This is a genomic window from Shewanella sp. SM95 (assembly GCF_025653595.1).
In the GTDB taxonomy this organism is placed as follows: domain Bacteria; phylum Pseudomonadota; class Gammaproteobacteria; order Enterobacterales; family Shewanellaceae; genus Shewanella; species Shewanella oncorhynchi.
The window spans coordinates 100,808-119,641 of record NZ_JAKKSE010000009.1; the positions used below are offsets into that span (position 1 = coordinate 100,808).

The window sequence follows — 18,834 nt, forward strand, 5'->3', positions numbered from 1 at the left end:
AAACTAAAGCCCTGCAATTGCAGGGCTTTTTGTTATTTTAATGCTGTTAGTTATAAAGATGGATAGGCACTGTCCGCGAGTTCTGGCATATTGCGCTTAGGCAGTTAAGAGGATGAAACATGGATGATGCTGCGTTGGAATTGCAAAAACTAGATGCACTCATTGCTAAAGGTAAGATGTACGTCATTTTGGTCTTTGGTGTATTTTTCTGGGGTATGCTGACCTCCCTCGTGGTCGCCTTAATACATTATTTTATCTCGGGCGATCCATTCTGGGCGGAACTGCAAAGAGCGCTCTATATTTATCCCATTGGCGGTATTTTATTTGGTTGGTTTGTGTGGGGGCAGATTAATCGTAAGCGAGATAAACTGCGCGCCCAATAGTATCAATAGTTCTGGTTAAGCTGAGTATAGGAGTGACATGGTGTTTTCGTGGGGTAATCTTGCCACTAAGCAACTTATCGTGGGAATGATATGTCATGGCATAGCGCTTGCATTTTTGGCCTATGGCGTTTATGCATTTTACTTGCAGGAGCTTGTACTGCCAGAGTTAACTCGCTGTGTCGGTGCTGCAGTGTTATTTGTGGGCATGGGGCTAGCCCCTCAATTATTTTTTATGTCTGTGAGCCAGATAGTATCGCAAGCTGAGGACTCGACATTAAAATCTACCCTACAGACCTATGTGTTTAATCTAGGTATTTTTTTGATGATCTGCAGTCTGTTAATGGAATGGCTATACGACTAAAGTTATCGAATAAAGAAAGGGTGTCGACTTCACCATCGACGCCTTTTTTATTGCGATTAAGGCGTGTAGTAAGTCGCGGCTCCCGGCCCAACGGGCAGACCAAAGCCAAATACCCACAGGAAGAAGAACGCTGTCCAACCCACGAAAAACACGAGCGAGTACGGCAGCATAGTGGCGATCAGCGTACCTATCCCTAGGTTTTTCTGGTAACGACAGGCAACCGCTAAGATCAAACCAAAGTAGCTCATCATAGGTTTGATTAAGTTAGTCACCGAATCTCCAATACGGTACGCCGCTTGAATCGTTTCGGGCGCATAACCAACCAGCATGAGCATAGGCACAAAAATAGGAGCGGTAATGGCCCACTGGGCCGAGGCACTGCCAAGCATCAAGTTGATCATGCCGCAGAGCATAATAAAGAACAAAAATACGATCGGGCCCGTCAAGCCTATGGATTGCAGTGCATCGGCACCTAACACCGCCAATACTGCGCCTAAATTACTCCAGTTGAAGAAGGCGACAAACTGTGCGGCGAAGAAGACGAGGACGATATACATGCCCATAGTGCTCATGCAGTGGGACATGGCATTGATGACATCTTTATCATTTTTGATGCTGCCCACGACTTTGCCGTAAATAAAGCCCGGTATGGCAAAACAGATAAAGATAAAGGCGACTATGCCCTTGAGGAATGGCGAACCTGAGATGAGACCGGTTTCAGGATGGCGCAGCGGTGCGCCTTCTGGTACGACTGAAATCGCTAAAATAACCGCGAGCACTAACATAGATAACCCAGCCCATTTTAAGCCGCGTTTCTCAATAGCACTGATGCTCTCCATTGATTGCAGTACGGTTTCGTCTGCATCATCATTTTGGTATTGACCTAACTTAGGTTCGACGATTTTCTCTGTGACAAAGGCGCCAAGGAAAGTGATCACAAAGGTGGAGACAAACATGAAGTACCAGTTTACTTCTGGGCCGACGTTGTATTGAGGATCTATCATGCGCGCCGCAGCTTCGGTAATGCCCGATAGCAAGGGATCGACAGTACCAAGCAATAAGTTAGCACTATAACCTCCTGAAACCCCGGCAAAAGCGGCAGCTAAACCTGCAAGTGGATGGCGGCCAATGGAGTGGAAAATCATCGCCGCCATAGGGATTAGTACCACATAGCCAAGCTCGGCAGCGGTGTTAGACATAATGCCGGCAAATACTATGGTCACAGTGACTAATCGTTTAGAGGCGCCCATGACTAAAGCACGCATAGCCGCAGATAATAAGCCAGAGCGTTCGGCAATCCCGACACCGAGTAGCGCCACTAGCACAGTGCCGAGCGGTGTAAAGCCAGTAAAGTTGGTCACTAGATGCGAGACTATCATCCGCAAACCTTCGGCGTTCATTAGGCTCACCACATGGATTAAACCGTCGGCACTGCGGCCGTGTGAGCCAATAGGTCTAGGATCCACCACGGTTAACCCAAAGTAGCCCGCAATACCTGAAATAATGACCACGGCAACACAGAACAGTGCGAATAAGGTGATTGGATGGGGCAGCAGATTGCCTAAGCGTTCAACAATATTGAGAAAACGTACAAACCAACCACTAGAGCTGATATCGCCCTGTTGTGGATTGGGTTCAGAAGCTTTTTTGGGGGGAATATCGCCGGAATTAAAACTCATCGTCCTTCCTTTATGTCGACCTTTACGCAGCGCAATATTTTGACCCTATAACAGACTCGAGACATTGCCGACGGCCGATTGTGGATGACGTGGCTGAGGGGATAACTCTAGGTGCAAGACTCGGAGTGAAAGCTAAGGTAAAAGTTAAAAAATTAGCGGCAAAGTATGATTGTTAAGTTTTAATTGAAACTTAAATGTTGCTATTGACTGTGTTGAGGTGAGGAGGGCTAAAATTAGGATAAAAAAATGGACTCTCGAGGAGTCCAGTATTCACGAGCAAAATTGGATGCTCTAATGTTGTGCCAATACACTATAGACCTTGTTTGCTGTATCGGAGCTGAATATCGATAAATTTATAGGTTAAATACTGTTTTTTATGCAGATGATCACTTTTCATCGCTGAATATGGCCAGTTTCGTTGATGATTGCTCGTTAGATGACATCGCCAGCTCTGACCAGCGAGTAATTTCATTGTCTTAATCAGCCCGCAGGTGAAATTTTCACTCATTTATGGTTAGCTGTATCCTATTAACAAGAATAAGAAACCTAAGGATGGAAGATGGAAAAATTGTTATTGGGATTAACGCTGATTTTTATCGTGACCTATCTTTGGTACGTCAGCCTAGTCAAAAAGCGCAATACCGCGCTCGAAGCCTTGTCGGGTATCGATGTACAGCTGACCAAGCGTGCCGACCTTGTGCCTAATATTCTAAAAATTGCTAAACGATTTATGGAGCATGAAAAGTCACTGCTCACTGAAATCACCGAATTACGCACTCAGCTCAGCCATAATTACAACAAGGCCGATCCGAGTGCCGTTAAAGAGCATTTAGTTCAGGCCGAGCGGTTGAACGACAAAATGAGCACCTTGATGGTGAATGTGGAGAACTATCCTGAGCTCAAGTCCGACAACACTATGTTGCAGGCGATGCAGACCTATAACGAGGTCGAAGCGCATATCTCAGCTGCGAGGCGTTTTTACAACTCGGCAGTTTCCGAGCTTAATACTGCGGTAGAAATCTTCCCCGGCTCGATTATCGCTTCTATGGCGAGTATTAAAGTGATGCCATTCTATGAGGTGAGCGAAGCGGCAAAAGCGCCCGTAGATGCGGCCGAATACTTGTAAGCTTAGCTGTGCAGGGTGAGTTATCACCCTGCAATACTATGACATCAATATGAATATCATCACTTTTATTTTAGGTAGCCCGATTCGGACTTATCGGGGGTCTGTTGGTTTGTCTGCGGATTTTGACGAACTACCTCAACTCGAAGCCTATTACGAAGAACATATCGCGCCCATCAGTCGCAAATATGAAACTAAGCGTGTGGCTTGCCTTAAGGCGGCGCGTAAACGTTTGTATTTGAGTTTGATGATAGTGCTTGGGCTGAGCTTGCTCACCGTTATTGGCTACTACAGCGGTGGCGCTTATTTCCCGCCTTTGCCATTGCTTGCCTTAGTCGGATTATGCTGGTGGAGCTTTGCTCCGACTCGTGAGTTTAAGCATTTGGTTCAAAATGATATTTATCCGCTGATGTTTAAATATTTCGGCGATGATTTTATTTATAGCCGCGAAATGCGCCTCGACATGAATCGACTCGTTGCGGCTAAAGTATTACCGCGATACGACAAAGTCAGCTTCGGTGACTATATACAAGGCTGCTATAAGGGCGTTGAGTTGACGGTCAATGAGCTTACCTTGACCAAGAATGTGCAAGTCGAAGAGCTGGATGTCAGTACCAGCAGGCGCAGAACTGTGACCCGCACGGAAACCCAGTTTCGTGGCTTAGTGGTTGAGCTGAGTAGCCATAAAGCGTTTATGGGTCATACTGTTGTGCTGAGGGATCGCGGTGGTTTAGCAAATTTCCTGTCCGACAGCCATGCGGGACTGGTACGAGTCAAACTTGAAGATCCGCAATTTGAAAAAGAGTTCGACGTGTTTTCAACGGATCAAATCGAGTCACGCTATTTGCTCAATACGGCATTTATGGAGCGCTTGCAGGAGCTTGCAAAACATTTCGATGGCAATATTCAATGTGCATTTTTCCGCAATAAACTAACTTTGTTCCTACCGAATCGCAGAACGCATTTTCAAATGCAGTCCATTTTTCATGGCGCAACCTTTTCAGTAGAATTTAGTCAGATAAACCGAGAAATGAAGCAACTCTTTGCTATTATTGAAGTACTTAAACTTAATCAGTACACGGGACTTTGATGTTGCTTACTCGCTTAGCGCTTGCTCGTACACTGACTTTTGCAGCCTTTTCATTGCCCTGCAGATTTGAGGTACTAGGCCTGTGCTTATTATTGATTTCGAGTTTGATGATAAATGCAAATGCTGAGGAGGCGCGCGAAAAAGCTAAGCCGCGTATTGTGGCGCGGTACTCACAAAGCGGCATAGTGAGTAGTGAAGGTCTAGAAAAACTCAAAATTTATCAATACCAACAAGCTAATGGTGTCACCGTATTTACCGACAAAGCCCCCGCAAATAACCAGTATCAAATTTTGTTATATGACTGTTTTGCCTGTCGTCCCGATTCGACCATAGACTGGAATGGTATTCGGCTATTTACCGCTAATTATGATGCCTTGATCTCCCATGCAGCCCATAAGCATCAACTTGATCCCGCCTTAATCCGCGCTGTGATCCACGCGGAATCAGCCTTTAATGCGCGTGCACTTTCGCGAACTGGCGCCATGGGATTAATGCAATTGATGCCAGAAACAGCAAAAGAAATGGGTGTGGCAAATGCGTTTTTACCCGAAGAGAATATCTTAGGTGGCAGTAAGTATTTGGCACAAATGCTAAAACAGTTCAATGGTGATATCGCATTGGCCTGCGCGGCTTACAATGCGGGGCCGACGACCGTGGTTCAGTACAATGGCATTCCGCCCTATCCTGAAACCCAAGCCTATGTTGAGCGTGTGAAAATTTTATTGAAGCGTTACCGCGAGCAGAAAGACGTTTAGTTACCGCATTGATAAGCTGAAATGAAGTGGCGAAAATCCAGAGATCATCGCCGCCATTCGAGTCGAAGGTTACTCGCCGACTTCCCATTTTACGGTAATGTTACCGTCCACTTGTCCAAGTGTTTTACCCAAGTAATCCATTAATTCTGTTGCGATTTCGTCTAACTGCCAAGGTGGATTGATGATCCATAATCCTGCCGCAGTCATGCCAAATTCATCTGAATCGGGCTTAATGGCTTGTTCAATTCTCAACTGACGTTTAATGCCACTGCTGGCGAGGCGCGATAACATACCTTCGGTCTGAGCGCGATTTACGACTGGATACCACAGGATAAACACACCCGTAGCAAAACGCTTGTGCGCTTTTATCAGGGTTTCGGCCACATCTTGGTAGTCGGTTTTCATCTCGTAGCTAGGATCGACGAGCACCAGAGCACGACGCTCTAATGGTGGTACTGCGGCGATAAGGCCTTTTAAGCCATCGCCTTTGATCACTTTAACTTGTCTGTCTTCGCAGAAATAATCATCCAATAACACATAATCAGTGCTGTGCAGCTCGTGCAAGACCATGCGATCTTTAGGCTCTAGCTCCATGTCGATAATGGCGGGTGAACCTGGGTAGAAGTTTAGTTCGTCTGGATTTTCTTCATTAAAATGGCGCACGGCGGCGACATAGTCCTGCAGTGATTGTGGTAGGTCAGTTTTATCCCAAAGCTTAGCTACACCTTCGAGGTATTCACCTGTTTTCTGTGCAAATTCATCGCTTAAAGCATAACCACCCGCACCTGCGTGGGTATCGATATACACGAGTGGTTTGTCTTTTTTGTGCATCAGCTGCAAGGTTTGTAGCAAGATGGCGTGTTTCAACACATCGGCATAATTGCCAGCGTGATAACCATGGCGGTAACTTAACATGGGGGATCCTAGTAATTTGCAAACATAGCAAAGAGAGGCAAATGCCAGTCGCCAATTATACCTGCGATGCTTCTAGGCGTAAATTTAATACCTCAGTTGGCGCTCTTTTTATTGGCAAACCAATGTGTGGGGGTTTGCATTTGAAAGGTTTTCAGCCAGAGATTCGCTGGTGCGGGTTTACCGAATAAATAACCTTGAAATTGTTCGCATCCTAGCGCAGTGAGTTGCAATAACTGGGCTTCGGTTTCGATACCTTCGGCAATGACGTTGAGTTTTAAGCTCTTGGCTAACAGGATGGCAGCGTTAACAATTTGGGTATGGCGTTCACTAATGCCCATTTGACTGACAAAGTAACGGTCGATTTTAATTGTGTCGGCACTGATATCAATGAGCTGGCTTAATGACGCATGGCCAGTGCCAAAATCGTCAATGGCGATAGAAACCCCCATGCGAGCTAAGGTGTTTAGGCGTCGGCCTGTTTCTTTATGGGTTGAAAATACAGAGGTTTCAGTAATTTCAATTTCCAACAATGGGATGAGTTCAGGATGATTCATATAGGTTTGGATTAACACCTTAAAGAAGCGATCCGACAGAATATCTTGCCCTGATAAATTAAAGGCTATCCTAACCAGAGGCACATTCTTAGGCCAAGAACGGATCAGTTGTAGTAATTGCCTGAAGACTTTTATCGCAAAAATCGCCTGCAATTGAGATGACTCTATGATGGGGATAAAAGTGTTCGGCATGATCATAGTGCCGTCTTCGTCAAACATTCTGGCTAGCGCTTCAAAGCTAGTAATGTGGCCATTGGCCATCACTTTAGGTTGCAGCCACATTTCAAGGCGGTTGTGTTTCAGCGCGTCACGGATTCTGGCTTTTTGCGATGAAGCTTCGAGCAGATTGTTAATCAAACCAATGTAATACACCATCACTGGGCTAGCTTGGGTGGTTTGTTTTATGGCAATTAAACATTGCTCCGCGGCTTGCTGCGGTGAGGCTTTATTACCAGAGCTGCAACCGACTCTGCACTCGAGATGATATTCAGTCTGTTGTTCTTGCTTAAGTTGTAGGTTTGTTGGAATACGCTCGCGTAATTGTAGCGCTAGGTTTTCAGGGGAGATAAGCGGCAGGCTAGTAAACTCGAGTGCAAACGATGCTCCTCTAAATCGGTATATTTTTGCGATATGACCAAAGCGATTTTTGAGTTCAATAGCAAAGGCCTTTAGGATGGCATCTCCGACGCTGATACCGAAAGCAGCATTAATTTGGCTAAGATTATCAATTTTGATTAAGGCTACGGTCATTTCCTGATGGATCAAGCTTGGCGCTGGGTTATACCAGTGATTTTCGTTGGGTAATCCCGTCACTAAATCATAGAAATGCGTGCTGATGTGGTGCTTTTTAAGTCGACTCAGCTCAATCGCATGGTTTGCCTGTTCTGTGACATCGTGGCAGTGAAACAACAAAGTATCGTGGTGCTGTAATGAGGCTTTTTGCAGCAGATATTTAGTGCTGTTATTGTTCTTTAAATGGGTCGGAAACGAGGCCGCCAGTAAATTCGTGCTGGTATCTTCGGTAAGTTCAAAAATGTCACATAGGCGAGTGCGGTTTAGTGTGACTTCTCCAGCGATTTCCCTCGCGGCATTATTCAGGTTGAGAATGACTCCATCCTCATTGCAGAAGAAAGAGGCTGTACCATTATTTTCAAAGATTTCAGCATATTGGTCTAATGTATGTTGCAGTGCATTTTGATGCTGGATCATTTGCTGCGCATGGATTTTCTGGGTTTTTAGCAGGCGCATCGCCGACAACGGGATACAGATATTAAAAAACATAAACAGCAAACCGTTTAGATAAGCGTGGGTCGCAGGTAGGCTGATATCAATATCGATAATGGGTGGCAGGTTTTGGTTACGCAGTAGCAGTAAAAAAGGCAATACGTTGAAACACATCATAATAAAAGCGACTTTTCTGCCAAACAGGAAAAGCGCCATCAAGGGCAAGGTATATAAGAAAGTAATACCTACCTGCGATAAGTTAAAGTCAGGGATAAACAACAGCATAGATAAACAGGCTGCAATAACCATCGCCAGCAGGCTGATAGAGCTGACGAGTAAATATTTGCGCGTAAACCATAAAGACAGGAATAGTACGGTTAAAAAACTGACCGTAATGCTGATAATGAAAGTGAGGTTTAACTCATACGCAATTAAAGAGCTATGCAGCACTATGCTAGTGGTCAAGATGGCGCCACTGAGCAGAATAATCCGCAATAAGCTGGTTTTTAATATCGTTTTGTCAGGATTTAAAAAATCTTGCTCCCTGATAAACAAAAAACCTTTTAGCCATTGAAGCAAAAAAAGTCCTTATCCCGTACGGAAGTCACGCAGGTTGGCTGGGGACGTAACATATAACATAAATCACTAAACTGTTATACAAATAGATTGCCGCCTTTATAAATCAGTACATTACAGTGTGATGCTTGTTTGAATTATTAAGGGCGTACTGAGACAAATTGGCTAAGACAGTGATGAGCTTAGCGATGTGTTTTGCTTACTAGCATATTCATAAACGAGATTTTTAGGCATAATGGCCATCATTTTCGTTGGTTAGAAGACAGCCTGTGACCCCGATTTTTTTCAATCAGCAATACCCAACACTTGTGGATATTTGTGCACGTTGGCAACTCGTCTACGATGCGAATGCGACCTTCGAATTGCGTTTTGAATCAGATACTTTATCACTGCATAAACGCGATGAGCCTAAGCTCGATGGCATAGTGGTGGATTTTGTGACTGGCGCCGTCGCCCATAGACGTAAGTTTGGTGGCGGTCGTGGCCAATCTATCGCTAAAGCGGTGGGATTAAAGCAAGGGGTAACACCGAGTGTGGTCGATGGCACTGCGGGTTTAGGGCGCGATGCATTTGTGCTCGCAAGCCTTGGTTGTACAGTGACTATGGTAGAGCGTCATCCTGTGGTTGCGGCATTGCTTGAAGACGGCCTGCGCCGCGCCTATCAAGATGCTGAAATTGGCGATTGGATGCGTGAGCGGATGCGCCTATTTCATGGATCTAGCCTAGAAGCACTATCGAAATTGGCACAAGAGGTGGATGTGGTTTACCTCGATCCTATGTACCCCCACCGTGATAAATCGGCCCTTGTTAAAAAAGAAATGCGTGTATTCCAATCCTTAGTCGGTGCCGATTTAGATGCCGATGGCTTACTCGCCCCAGCTTTAGCCTTAGCAACTAAACGTGTCGTCGTTAAGCGCCCAGATTATGCCGAAGATTTGGATGGGGTTAAGCCTAATACGGTTATTGAAACCAAGAAAAACCGTTTCGATGTCTATGTAAAAGCCGCGATGAAATAGGGAATATTTTTCTCATCGTGAACATAGTATGCTTTCAGTGACAACGGCTTAGCTCATGTCGATATTTCAGTTTTATGGGCTATTTTCTTTTTTATACCCACTTGTGATTTTTTATATGAAACTCATTCCTCTGCTAAAACAGCCGCGTATTCACTGACTATTCTAATGTAAAACTTCTCATAACATTATGTTTCGTATTAACAATTTTGTTTATAAAGAGGATTTGCAATGCAGAAAAAGCATTGGTCAAAAGTTCAGTTATTGCATGAGGTAGTCACCAATCCCAATATCATAGTCAAAGGTCAACATAGCTATTACAGTGATTGTTGGGATGCTGGCTTTGAGGGATCTGTAGTGAGATATCTTCATGGCGATGAAGTGAGCCGTGAGTGGGAGCCTAAGTGGCCTATCGATAAACTTTATATCGGTAACTATGTGTGTATCGCCGCCGAAGTTGTGATCTTAATGGGCGGAAATCATACGCATAGAGCAGATTGGTTTTGTTTATACCCCTTTGTGGATTTTATTGAGGATGCCTACGTAGGCAAAGGCGATACTCATATTGGTGATGGGGCTTGGTTAGGTATGAGATGTATGCTGATGCCTGGGGTGACGATAGGTGAAGGTGCGGTTGTTGCCGCAAATAGTGTTGTCACCCAAAATATCGAACCCTACAGTATTGTGGCGGGATCACCCGCGAAATTAATCAAGTATCGGTTCGATAAAGACGTTATTACTGAGTTACTGGCGTTAAAAATCTACGATTGGCCTGCCGAAAAGTTTGATAGCTTAAAGCAGCATTTGTGTTCGGCGGATTTTGACGCGCTCAGGAAAGCGATCACTCTCTATGACCAATCTGTACATCAAAATAAATAGCCGTTAGTCCCAAAGTGAAAGGTCGCGATTAGTCGAGGCCTTTTACTTATCCTGCCTTAAATCTGCTTTTTGGCGCTTTCGCTAAGTCGGCCAGTGCTTCGATGATCACTCGTAGCTTTGGTTGGAGGTAAGGAGTTTTAAGCCAAATTAAGTGGATGGGTGTGTCGTCACTGGCGAGTTCGTCTAGTACCGAGATAAGTTCACCAGTTTTAAGATAGTCCTCAACTAACCATATCGGCACTTGTGCTAAACCCACTCCCGCCAGTGTGGCCGCTAAAATGGCTTCGCAATCAGCTATTTCGTGGCGTACTGGAATGTCATAGGCCTCGATGATCCCATCCTCATTTTTAAGTAACCAGCGATGTTGCTGCCCAAGCGGCCAGCCGACAATGCATTGGTGCTGGCTGAGATCTTCTTTGCCTTGTGGCGTGCCAAGTCGAGCGAAATAGGCGGGAGATGCGCAGATCACTCGGCGTTGTTCTCCTAATCTACGGGCGACTAAATCAACAGTGTCGCCGAGTTGTCCGACACGCACCGCCAAATCAATGCCGTCACTAAACAAATCGGTCGCTCTATCGTTAAAGGTAATGGATAACTCGAGCTTGGGATATTTTTGCGACAGTGCTAATAGGGTTGGCAGTATATATCGCCGCCCAAACGTCACAGGTAAATCCACTCGCACTCGACCTGAGGGAATTTGCTGTTCGCTGCCGAGTCGGCTCTGTGCATTGTCTAGGATTGCCATGGCATTTTGGCAATCTGTGAGATACGAATCGCCATCATTGGTTAAGCTCACACGCCTTGTGGTGCGGTGCAGCAGCTTAGTGCCTAAGCGGGTTTCTAATCGCACTATGCTTTTACTGAGCGCCGAACCTGTCATGCCTAACGCCTGCGCCGCTAAGGTAAAACTGCCGAGCTGGGCAACAGTGACGAAATGGCGTATCTCAACAAATTGATTATTTATCACGGCAATTAATTCCTTGAAGGACTCAGTGATGGTCATTTTAGTGACTTAATCATGGGAAGTGAATCGCGTAAGCTACTACCACAGTATGAAAAAGAGCGTTAACTAACGGGCGATCGCCATTTTGCGATTGATTAACAACGCTTTTCTTTACCATAAATTTTATATTCCTATTGAGTGAGCTAACTATGAAATCGTCAAATAATCTGCAAGGTAAAGTGGCTTTTGTACAAGGCGGTAGCCGTGGTATCGGCGCTGCCATCGTTAAAAGATTGGCGAGTGACGGCGCCGCGGTTGCCTTTACCTATGTGTCATCTGAGGCGCAGTCACAATTACTAGTAGATGAAGTGCTAGCTCAGGGGGGGCAAGTCATTGCCTTTAAGGCTGACAGCACAGAGCCGGAGGCAATTCGCCGTGCCATTCGCGAGACCAAAGCGCATTTCGGTCGATTAGATATTGTGGTCAATAATGCGGGCACGCTGATTTGGGATAGCATCGAAAATCTGACGTTAGAGGACTGGGATCGAACAATTAACACTAACGTGCGCAGTGTGTTTGTGGCGAGCCAAGAAGCGGCGCTGCACATGAATGACGGCGGCCGCATCATCAATATCGGTAGCACCAACGCTGAACGTATTCCGTTTGTAGGTGGTGCGATTTACGGCATGAGTAAATCGGCATTAGTCGGCTTGGCCAAAGGATTAGCGCGGGATTTAGGCCCACGTGCGATTACGGTGAACAACATTCAGCCAGGCCCTGTGGATACCGATATGAACCCTGATAACGGCGATTCATCTGAGCCCGTTAAGGCGATAGGCGCCCTAGGGCGTTATGGTAAAGCCGAAGAGATCGCTAGCTTTGTCGCCTTTATTGCGGGCCCAGAAGCGGGCTATATCACAGGGGCGAGCTTGATGATTGATGGTGGGTTTTCAGCATAAGTTTTGTTGACATTTTAAAGTAGGTTCACTGAAAGGTTTAATGATGATTAAAAAAATGAAGTACTTGATGTTTGCGGCATGTACAGCGGCCACTTCGTTGACGGTAAACGCCACGACTGAGTTCCCTATTCCATCAGGATTTGAGAGCGGTTTCGAGGAAGTTAATGGTATTAAGATGCACTATGTCGCTGGCGGCAGTGGCCCAGTATTATTAATGGTGCATGGGTTTGCCCAATCATGGTATGAGTGGCACCAACTTATGCCTTTACTTGCCAAAAATTATCGAGTTATCGCCATTGATATACCGGGTCTAGGGTTATCTGATCCGCTTAACAGCTCTTATACTGGGGAAGACGTTTCCCCTTATATCTATTCACTCGCGAAACGTTTTAGTCCAGATGAGCCATTTAATCTTGTCGCGCATGATATTGGCATATGGGCAACTTATCCTATGGTGGCAAAGTATCAAAAGGATATTGCTAAAGTGGCCTATTTAGAAGCAGTGATCCCAGATGAGAGAATTTACGCTTTCCCAGCGTACACACCTCAAGGGGAATCAACCGCTTGGCATTTTAGCTTTTTCTCTGCGGATGGCAATTTACCAGAAACCTTGGTCTCGGGTAATGAAAAGAAATTCTTCTCGCATTTTATTCGAAAGCATGCAGAAAAGCCGGAAGCCTTTTCAGAGGAGCTCCTAGGACTTTATGCAAAATCATATGAGAAGCCTCATACATTGCATGCAGCATTTGAATACTACCGAGCTTTACCAAAGTCGGTTCTACAAAATAAAGAAATATTGGCTCAAGGTAAGCTAAAAATGCCACTGTTAGCGATATCGGGTAATGGTCTAGGCAGCTTAGGTCAAACTCAAATTGACCAAATGAATGAGTACGCTACTCAAGTTGAAGGACATATATTGGATGGATGTGGACACTGGCTAATGGAGGAGTGTCCAACTCAAGTGGAACCATTAGTGCTTAAGTTTTTTAATACTAAGTAACAGAAATACTGTATTCATATCGAGTCTAATGCCGAGTAATTTAAATGCTCGGCATTTATTTTTTCGTTAATTTACCTCAAATCTATTGTCCATAGATTTAGTCGTTAGAAGTTGCAACGCTTTCTTATGATCCCAATATTCTAAGAGTTTTGAATGATGAAAAAAGAAAACATATTGTTATTCTCACTGTCGTTAGCGGTATTTGGCATCATAACAACAGAGTTGTCTATTATTGGTTTGCTACCTTATGTTGTTCAACAATTTCAGGTAGACATTCAACAAGCTGGTTTCTTAGTTAGTATTTATGCCATTGTGGTTGCATTCACTGGTCCTTTTGTGACGCTATTTATGTCTGGGTGGAATCGTAAGTATGTGCTGGCTGGGATACTTGCATTATTTGTGGTGTCAAACTTGGTGTATGCGAATACGCAAGAATACTCCACCATGATGATATTCCGTATTTTACCCGCGTTAGTCCATGCGGTGTTCTTCTCGGTAACTTTAGTGGTCGCTACCAGTATGGTTGCAGAGAGTGAGCAGGCGAATGCCGCAGCGAAAGTATTTGCAGGTGTTGCAGTTGGCCTTGTTTTAGGTGTTCCAGTGAGTTCATTTATTGCGGAGCAATATTCTTTATCAGCAGCGTTTTATTTCGGCCTAACAGCATGTGCTATCGCTCTGGTGAGTGTTTTATTGTTGATGGAGAACATGCCCGTAAGAACTAAGATGTCATTTGGAGCGCAGGTAAATATCTTACGAAACCCTGCTATGTGGTTATCCTTGATGACTGTCGTGTCTATCTTTGCTGCAATGTTCTCTTCATATAGTTATATCGCTGAGTATTTGAGCACAGTGACAGGTATGAGTGGTAAGTTAATCAGTGCAATGCTGATGTGTTTTGGTATTTTTGGCGTAGTAGGTAATTTCATTTTTGGTCATCTAATTAATGCCAATATGCTAAGAGCCGTAGTGTTATACCCGATAATGCTTTTAGTGATATTTGCAATGATAAATTTTTTAGGTTTCTCATATTATTTTATGATTGCTATTATCGTTTTCTGGGGCGCGGTACACTCTGCAGGTTTATTGGTCAGTCAGACATGGATTATGGATGACGCTGGTGATGCACATGTTTTTGCTAATAGTTTATTTGTTTCATTTTCTAACTTAGGCATCACGATTGGATCGGCATTTGCCGGGTGGTTTATATATAAGATTGGCATCGAAAACTTATTTATGGTGAGTTTTATGTTCACTGCTTTAGCATTAGTCAGTATTTTGATTAAAGTTAAATTATATAAATCCCCCTTAAAAGAGTTAGTTTAAACCTGTTTTTCTTAGCGATTCAGTTTTAAGATATAAATGCGTTTGTATTGAAGGATAAACTTTCAACAAATTGTAAGGCAACTAATTCCTTGTACGACTTAGTGATGGTCATTTTGATGACTTAATCAGAGTAAGTTAATAGCGTAAGCTACGACCAGAGTATGAAAATGGGTGTTAATCACTGAGCGGCAGCTAATTTGTGATGGATTAACAACGTTTTTATATACAATACTTTCGTATATCCATTGAGTGAGCTAACTATGAAATCGTCAAATAATCTGCAAGGTAAAGTGGCTTTTGTACAAGGTGGTAGCCGTGGTATCGGTGCCGCCATCGTTAAGCGTTTAGCGAGTGACGGCGCCGCGGTTGCCTTCACTTATGTGTCATCTGAAGCCCAATCACAATTGCTTGTTGACGAAGTTATCACCCATGGCGGTCAAGCCATTGCCATTAAGGCCGACAGCACTGAGCCAGAGGCGATCCGTCGTGCCATTCGCGAGACCAAAGCGCACTTCGGTGGTTTAGATATAGTGGTCAATAATGCGGGCACGCTGATTTGGGATAGCATCGAAAATCTGACGTTAGAAGACTGGGAACGAACAATTAACACTAATGTGCGCAGTGTGTTTGTGGCCAGTCAAGAAGCGGCGCTGCACATGAATGACGGCGGCCGCATCATCAATATCGGTAGCACCAACGCCGAGCGTATTCCGTTTGTAGGTGGTGCGATTTACGGCATGAGTAAATCGGCCTTAGTCGGTTTAGCCAAAGGGCTCGCGCGGGATTTAGGCCCACGTGCAATTACGGTGAACAACATTCAGCCTGGCCCTGTGGATACCGATATGAACCCTGATAACGGCGATTCATCTGAGCCCGTTAAGGCGATGGGCGCCCTAGGGCGTTTTGGTAAAGCCGAAGAGATTGCTAGTTTTGTCGCCTTTATCGCGGGTCCTGAAGCGGGCTATATCACAGGGGCGAGTCTGATGATTGATGGTGGGTTTTCTGTATAAGCTTTGTCTGTATCCATTTTTCAGGCAAGACAAATTAATTTGCTTGTTGAAGAACTATTGTTACAATCCGCCGGTCTTATCTTCAGCTATCTGTTGAAAGACACTCATTTTTATCTTTATTATCAAAGAATAAGACGAATGGAAATCCAAATTTCTAAGTTATCGACTAAGCAAACAGGCAACCTATGGGGTGTTATGGTGTTTACCATTCTGACCTTGTTCTGTTTGACTCAAAATAGTGGAATACTTAACTTGTTGCTCAAGGAGTCGAGCGCGCAAGCGATGTCGGCTGCGTCTTTTTCTGGAGCTGGTTTTAGCGCCAACTCAGTTTTAAACTCAAGTTCAGCTTTAAACAGCAGCTCAGCTTCAAGCAATATGGCGAGTCACGTCGATGCCCAAGTGGCGGGTACTGAGCTGGTCAAAAGCGAGCCTAAAAAATGTGAATTGTCTGAGAAATCGATCCGAACCTGTATCGATGCTCCGAGTTCCATTCCATTTCTTATCCTGTTGTTCCTGCTGCCATTACTTCCCCGCGCCTCCCGCGTGATAACACTGTTACCCATACAAGGTTATCAGGCTAAACCTAGGCGAATACATCTCACTCTCTGTCGCTTTCAAGAATAGAAATAATTTACTTATCAAACTGATAGGTGAGTTTATTCTGGCGCCCATTCTCTAGCTCAATAGTTGGCTTTTCTTACCCGTTTACCGGTAGAAAGGACCATTACCCAGCTGCAGAACGTCTGATTTTACACATCCTATCCCAGATCAAATTTCTTGAATTAAGCCTGCTATCACACTGATTTTTCTTAAGCCATCACGCCCTTTGTAATGGGGGCAGAGTTAAGCAGTAAAGCAAGCATTTACAGGGCATAACGAACGGTTCATGCCAATGGGGACAAAATGAGTACATTAAAATCCATGTTAACCAGATTCTGGATACTCGCCTTGATAGTGACGAGCCCGTCGCTCATGGCGGCATCGACAGGATGGTTAGTTAACGATAATCACCCGCCAGCCAAAGTACGTTTTATGCTGACGGGCGAAGTTGATCCCGCAACGAACACTTTGCCCGCTGTGCTTGAAGTACAACTTGAGGGCGATTGGAAAACCTATTGGCGCAGTCCTGGGGAAGGCGGTATCGCGCCTACCATCAAGTGGGATGGCTCTCGCAATCTACAGCAAGTGGATTGGAGATGGCCAGCGCCAGAGGAATTCTCATTATTGGGATTACAAACCTTTGGTTACAAAGGTAATACCACCTTTCCATTAACCTTGAAAGTCGATGATATCTCTGCCCCAACTCAGTTGCGTGGCAAAGTGACCTTGTCGACCTGTACCACTATCTGTGTACTAACGGATTATCAGATTAGTCTCGACTTCACGCCCAATGCGCTGCAAGCAGATACCGATGCCATGTTGGCTTACAACAAGGCCGTGTCACTTGTGCCACAAAAAGTGTTGACCCAAGAGGGCCAGAATCCTGCCATGACAATGGGTTGGGATGCCGCCAAAGGTCAACTTGAAGTCAGACTCAATGATGCCAACTGGCAGAGTCCAACCGTGATTATCGATGGCGAGCCAGATACCACATTCAAGCTAGTGAGCTTAAAACCAAACGAAAGTGATGCTAACGGCAAGCAATTGGTCGGTATTTTCACTGGTCAAAGTTGGCTGGGTGAGCCTGAAGTTTTGGGTAAATCGCTGAACATGACTGTCGCCGATAGCGAGCGAGCGTTGGAATACAGCGCCGAAGTGAAGCCTGTGGTGATTACCCAAGCAAGTACCTCGATATTTGGCATGATTTTGTTAGCGCTTATCGGTGGTTTGATCTTAAACGTCATGCCCTGCGTGTTACCCGTTCTCGGCATGAAGCTCAGTTCAGTGGTTGCTGCGCCTGATCTGAAGCGTAATCAAATCCGCCAACAGTTCATCGCATCAGCGCTGGGGATATTGGCCTCATTCTGGTTACTGGCTGGCTTTATCTTAATGCTTAAGCTCACGGGTCAAGCGATTGGTTGGGGTGTGCAGTTCCAAAACCCTTGGTTTATCGGTTTTATGGCGCTGGTGACCACAGTGTTTGCCTTCAATATGTTAGGTGTGTTTGAGATCAACTTACCCTCTAACGTGCAAACCAAGTTGGCGACAACGGGCGGCAATAATAACAGCGGTCACTTTTTACAGGGTATGTTTGCGACGCTACTGGCGACACCGTGCAGTGCACCATTTTTGGGTACCGCGGTCGCCTTCGCTTTGGGCGCCGATGTACTGAGCCTGTTTGCCATCTTTACCGCGTTGGCCGTGGGTATGGCGTTCCCTTGGTTGATTGTGGCGGCATTTCCACAAGTGGCGGGTTATTTCCCTAAACCCGGTCGCTGGATGAATACAGTCAAAGTGTTTTTCTCCGGCATGTTGCTCATCACCAGTTTGTGGCTGATTAGCCTGTTGGCCAGCTTTATTGATGTGCTCTACCTGTGGCCGTTAGCGGGTGTCATTACACTGATATTTATGGTGTTTATGGCTAAAAAGTATGGCGCGATTGCCATCGTGAGCTGCTTAGGTATCGGCATTTTACTGTCGGCGGTTATTGCATTTATGACGGCGAACCAGTGGGCTAAACCTTTACCTGCGGATCTTACTTGGACGCCATTGGATCAAGCATTGATTAATCAGCAGGTTGCCCAAGGCAAAACTGTGTTTGTTGATGTCACTGCCGATTGGTGCATTACCTGTAAGGCCAATAAAGTTGGCGTGATCTTGCAAGATCCTGTTTATAGCCTGTTGCAACAGTCGCATATTTTGTCGATGAAGGGCGATTGGACTACGCCTTCTGAGCCCATTACTCACTACCTGCAAAGCCATAATCGTTTTGGAGTGCCATTTAACGTGGTTTACGGCCCGGGTGCACCGCAGGGGATTGAGTTACCGGAAATTCTATCGACTGACCTTGTGCTTGCTGCGATTGAGCAGGCCTCTGCGTCCCCTGAAAAGTCATCCGTAGCGGCAGGGAAATAACGCTAACGACCAGCCATTCACTCGGATATGTC

17 protein-coding genes are annotated in these 18,834 nt (G+C 45.2%); 13 read left to right on the top strand and 4 right to left on the bottom strand.

The window, feature by feature from the left end; genetic code table 11:
* Positions 1–119: 119 nt before the first annotated feature.
* Positions 120–383 (top strand): hypothetical protein, encoded by a 264-nt coding sequence (locus L5M29_RS11835; protein ID WP_263167955.1) that lies wholly within the window; start codon positions 120–122, stop codon positions 381–383.
* A gap of 37 nt (positions 384–420) precedes the next feature.
* A complete protein-coding gene (locus L5M29_RS11840) occupies positions 421–744 on the top strand; it encodes a hypothetical protein (RefSeq protein ID WP_113940205.1) in 324 nt (107 codons plus the stop codon).
* A 56-nt stretch (positions 745–800) separates the two neighbouring features.
* Here L5M29_RS11840 and L5M29_RS11845 read toward each other — a convergent pair whose 3' ends face one another.
* Positions 801–2,423, bottom strand: a complete 1,623-nt coding sequence (locus L5M29_RS11845) for an AbgT family transporter (RefSeq protein ID WP_263167956.1) — start codon at positions 2,421–2,423, stop codon at positions 801–803.
* A gap of 559 nt (positions 2,424–2,982) precedes the next feature.
* Here L5M29_RS11845 and L5M29_RS11850 point away from each other — a divergent pair.
* From L5M29_RS11850 to L5M29_RS11860, 3 genes are read left to right on the top strand one after another with little or no spacing between them, the layout of a single operon-like run.
* Positions 2,983–3,549: a LemA family protein gene (locus tag L5M29_RS11850; protein WP_173248363.1), complete on the top strand. Its 567-nt coding sequence runs from the start codon at positions 2,983–2,985 to the stop codon at positions 3,547–3,549.
* Between the two features lie 49 nt (positions 3,550–3,598).
* On the top strand, positions 3,599–4,636 hold the full coding sequence (locus tag L5M29_RS11855; RefSeq protein WP_263167957.1) for a DUF3137 domain-containing protein: 1,038 nt from the start codon (positions 3,599–3,601) through the stop codon (positions 4,634–4,636).
* Positions 4,636–5,391, top strand: a complete 756-nt coding sequence (locus L5M29_RS11860; RefSeq protein WP_263167958.1) for a lytic transglycosylase domain-containing protein — start codon at positions 4,636–4,638, stop codon at positions 5,389–5,391. Before L5M29_RS11855 ends, L5M29_RS11860 begins: the two co-directional genes overlap by 1 nt.
* A gap of 69 nt (positions 5,392–5,460) precedes the next feature.
* On the opposite strand, the gene L5M29_RS11865 is transcribed toward L5M29_RS11860, so the two are convergent.
* Together L5M29_RS11865 and L5M29_RS11870 are read right to left on the bottom strand one after the other, a co-directional pair.
* Positions 5,461–6,306: a 23S rRNA (adenine(2030)-N(6))-methyltransferase RlmJ gene (locus L5M29_RS11865; RefSeq protein WP_263167959.1), complete on the bottom strand. Its 846-nt coding sequence runs from the start codon at positions 6,304–6,306 to the stop codon at positions 5,461–5,463.
* A 92-nt stretch (positions 6,307–6,398) separates the two neighbouring features.
* The gene (locus L5M29_RS11870) at positions 6,399–8,663 is read right to left on the bottom strand and encodes a GGDEF domain-containing phosphodiesterase (protein ID WP_173497835.1); all 2,265 of its coding nucleotides are present in this window, start codon (positions 8,661–8,663) and stop codon (positions 6,399–6,401) included.
* Positions 8,664–8,929: 266 nt separating this feature from the next.
* Between L5M29_RS11870 and L5M29_RS11875 the strand changes: the two genes are divergently transcribed.
* Together L5M29_RS11875 and L5M29_RS11880 are read left to right on the top strand one after the other, a co-directional pair.
* Entirely contained in the window at positions 8,930–9,676 is a 747-nt protein-coding gene (locus L5M29_RS11875) for a class I SAM-dependent methyltransferase (RefSeq protein WP_107949945.1), read from the top strand.
* Positions 9,677–9,904: 228 nt separating this feature from the next.
* Positions 9,905–10,552 carry a CatB-related O-acetyltransferase gene (locus tag L5M29_RS11880; RefSeq protein WP_219254380.1) on the top strand — a complete coding sequence of 216 codons (648 nt, stop codon included), beginning with the start codon at positions 9,905–9,907 and terminating at the stop codon, positions 10,550–10,552.
* A 46-nt stretch (positions 10,553–10,598) separates the two neighbouring features.
* On the opposite strand, the gene L5M29_RS11885 is transcribed toward L5M29_RS11880, so the two are convergent.
* Positions 10,599–11,519: a LysR family transcriptional regulator gene (locus tag L5M29_RS11885; protein WP_263167960.1), complete on the bottom strand. Its 921-nt coding sequence runs from the start codon at positions 11,517–11,519 to the stop codon at positions 10,599–10,601.
* A gap of 185 nt (positions 11,520–11,704) precedes the next feature.
* Here L5M29_RS11885 and L5M29_RS11890 point away from each other — a divergent pair, with 185 nt between their 5' ends.
* The 6 genes from L5M29_RS11890 (at position 11,705) to L5M29_RS11915 (ending at position 18,802) form a co-directional block, all read left to right on the top strand.
* The gene (locus L5M29_RS11890; protein WP_263167961.1) at positions 11,705–12,454 is read left to right on the top strand and encodes a 3-oxoacyl-ACP reductase family protein; all 750 of its coding nucleotides are present in this window, start codon (positions 11,705–11,707) and stop codon (positions 12,452–12,454) included.
* Between the two features lie 43 nt (positions 12,455–12,497).
* Positions 12,498–13,454 (top strand): alpha/beta fold hydrolase, encoded by a 957-nt coding sequence (locus L5M29_RS11895; protein WP_286992971.1) that lies wholly within the window; start codon positions 12,498–12,500, stop codon positions 13,452–13,454.
* 153 nt (positions 13,455–13,607) lie between these two features.
* The gene (locus L5M29_RS11900) at positions 13,608–14,777 is read left to right on the top strand and encodes an MFS transporter (RefSeq protein ID WP_263167962.1); all 1,170 of its coding nucleotides are present in this window, start codon (positions 13,608–13,610) and stop codon (positions 14,775–14,777) included.
* 260 nt (positions 14,778–15,037) lie between these two features.
* A complete protein-coding gene (locus L5M29_RS11905; RefSeq protein ID WP_263167963.1) occupies positions 15,038–15,787 on the top strand; it encodes a 3-oxoacyl-ACP reductase family protein in 750 nt (249 codons plus the stop codon).
* Between the two features lie 195 nt (positions 15,788–15,982).
* Positions 15,983–16,411 carry a hypothetical protein gene (locus L5M29_RS11910; protein WP_317630244.1) on the top strand — a complete coding sequence of 143 codons (429 nt, stop codon included), beginning with the start codon at positions 15,983–15,985 and terminating at the stop codon, positions 16,409–16,411.
* 279 nt (positions 16,412–16,690) lie between these two features.
* A complete protein-coding gene (locus L5M29_RS11915) occupies positions 16,691–18,802 on the top strand; it encodes a protein-disulfide reductase DsbD family protein (protein WP_263167965.1) in 2,112 nt (703 codons plus the stop codon).
* The last annotated feature ends 32 nt before the right edge of the window (positions 18,803–18,834 follow it).

What these genes read in the sequence shown, in the direction of transcription:
- L5M29_RS11835 (WP_263167955.1), top strand. Translation starts at nt 120, where the DNA reads ATGGATGATGCTGCGTTGGAATTGCAAAAACTAGATGCACTCATTGCT.
- L5M29_RS11895 (WP_286992971.1), top strand. Translation starts at nt 12,498, where the DNA reads ATGATTAAAAAAATGAAGTACTTGATGTTTGCGGCATGTACAGCGGCC.
- L5M29_RS11905 (WP_263167963.1), top strand. Translation starts at nt 15,038, where the DNA reads ATGAAATCGTCAAATAATCTGCAAGGTAAAGTGGCTTTTGTACAAGGT.
- L5M29_RS11840 (WP_113940205.1), top strand. Translation starts at nt 421, where the DNA reads ATGGTGTTTTCGTGGGGTAATCTTGCCACTAAGCAACTTATCGTGGGA.
- L5M29_RS11890 (WP_263167961.1), top strand. Translation starts at nt 11,705, where the DNA reads ATGAAATCGTCAAATAATCTGCAAGGTAAAGTGGCTTTTGTACAAGGC.
- L5M29_RS11855 (WP_263167957.1), top strand. Translation starts at nt 3,599, where the DNA reads ATGAATATCATCACTTTTATTTTAGGTAGCCCGATTCGGACTTATCGG.
- L5M29_RS11915 (WP_263167965.1), top strand. Translation starts at nt 16,691, where the DNA reads ATGAGTACATTAAAATCCATGTTAACCAGATTCTGGATACTCGCCTTG.
- L5M29_RS11900 (WP_263167962.1), top strand. Translation starts at nt 13,608, where the DNA reads ATGATGAAAAAAGAAAACATATTGTTATTCTCACTGTCGTTAGCGGTA.
- L5M29_RS11880 (WP_219254380.1), top strand. Translation starts at nt 9,905, where the DNA reads ATGCAGAAAAAGCATTGGTCAAAAGTTCAGTTATTGCATGAGGTAGTC.
- L5M29_RS11865 (WP_263167959.1), bottom strand. Translation starts at nt 6,306, where the DNA reads ATGTTAAGTTACCGCCATGGTTATCACGCTGGCAATTATGCCGATGTG.
- L5M29_RS11850 (WP_173248363.1), top strand. Translation starts at nt 2,983, where the DNA reads ATGGAAAAATTGTTATTGGGATTAACGCTGATTTTTATCGTGACCTAT.
- L5M29_RS11860 (WP_263167958.1), top strand. Translation starts at nt 4,636, where the DNA reads ATGTTGCTTACTCGCTTAGCGCTTGCTCGTACACTGACTTTTGCAGCC.
- L5M29_RS11910 (WP_317630244.1), top strand. Translation starts at nt 15,983, where the DNA reads ATGGTGTTTACCATTCTGACCTTGTTCTGTTTGACTCAAAATAGTGGA.
- L5M29_RS11845 (WP_263167956.1), bottom strand. Translation starts at nt 2,423, where the DNA reads ATGAGTTTTAATTCCGGCGATATTCCCCCCAAAAAAGCTTCTGAACCC.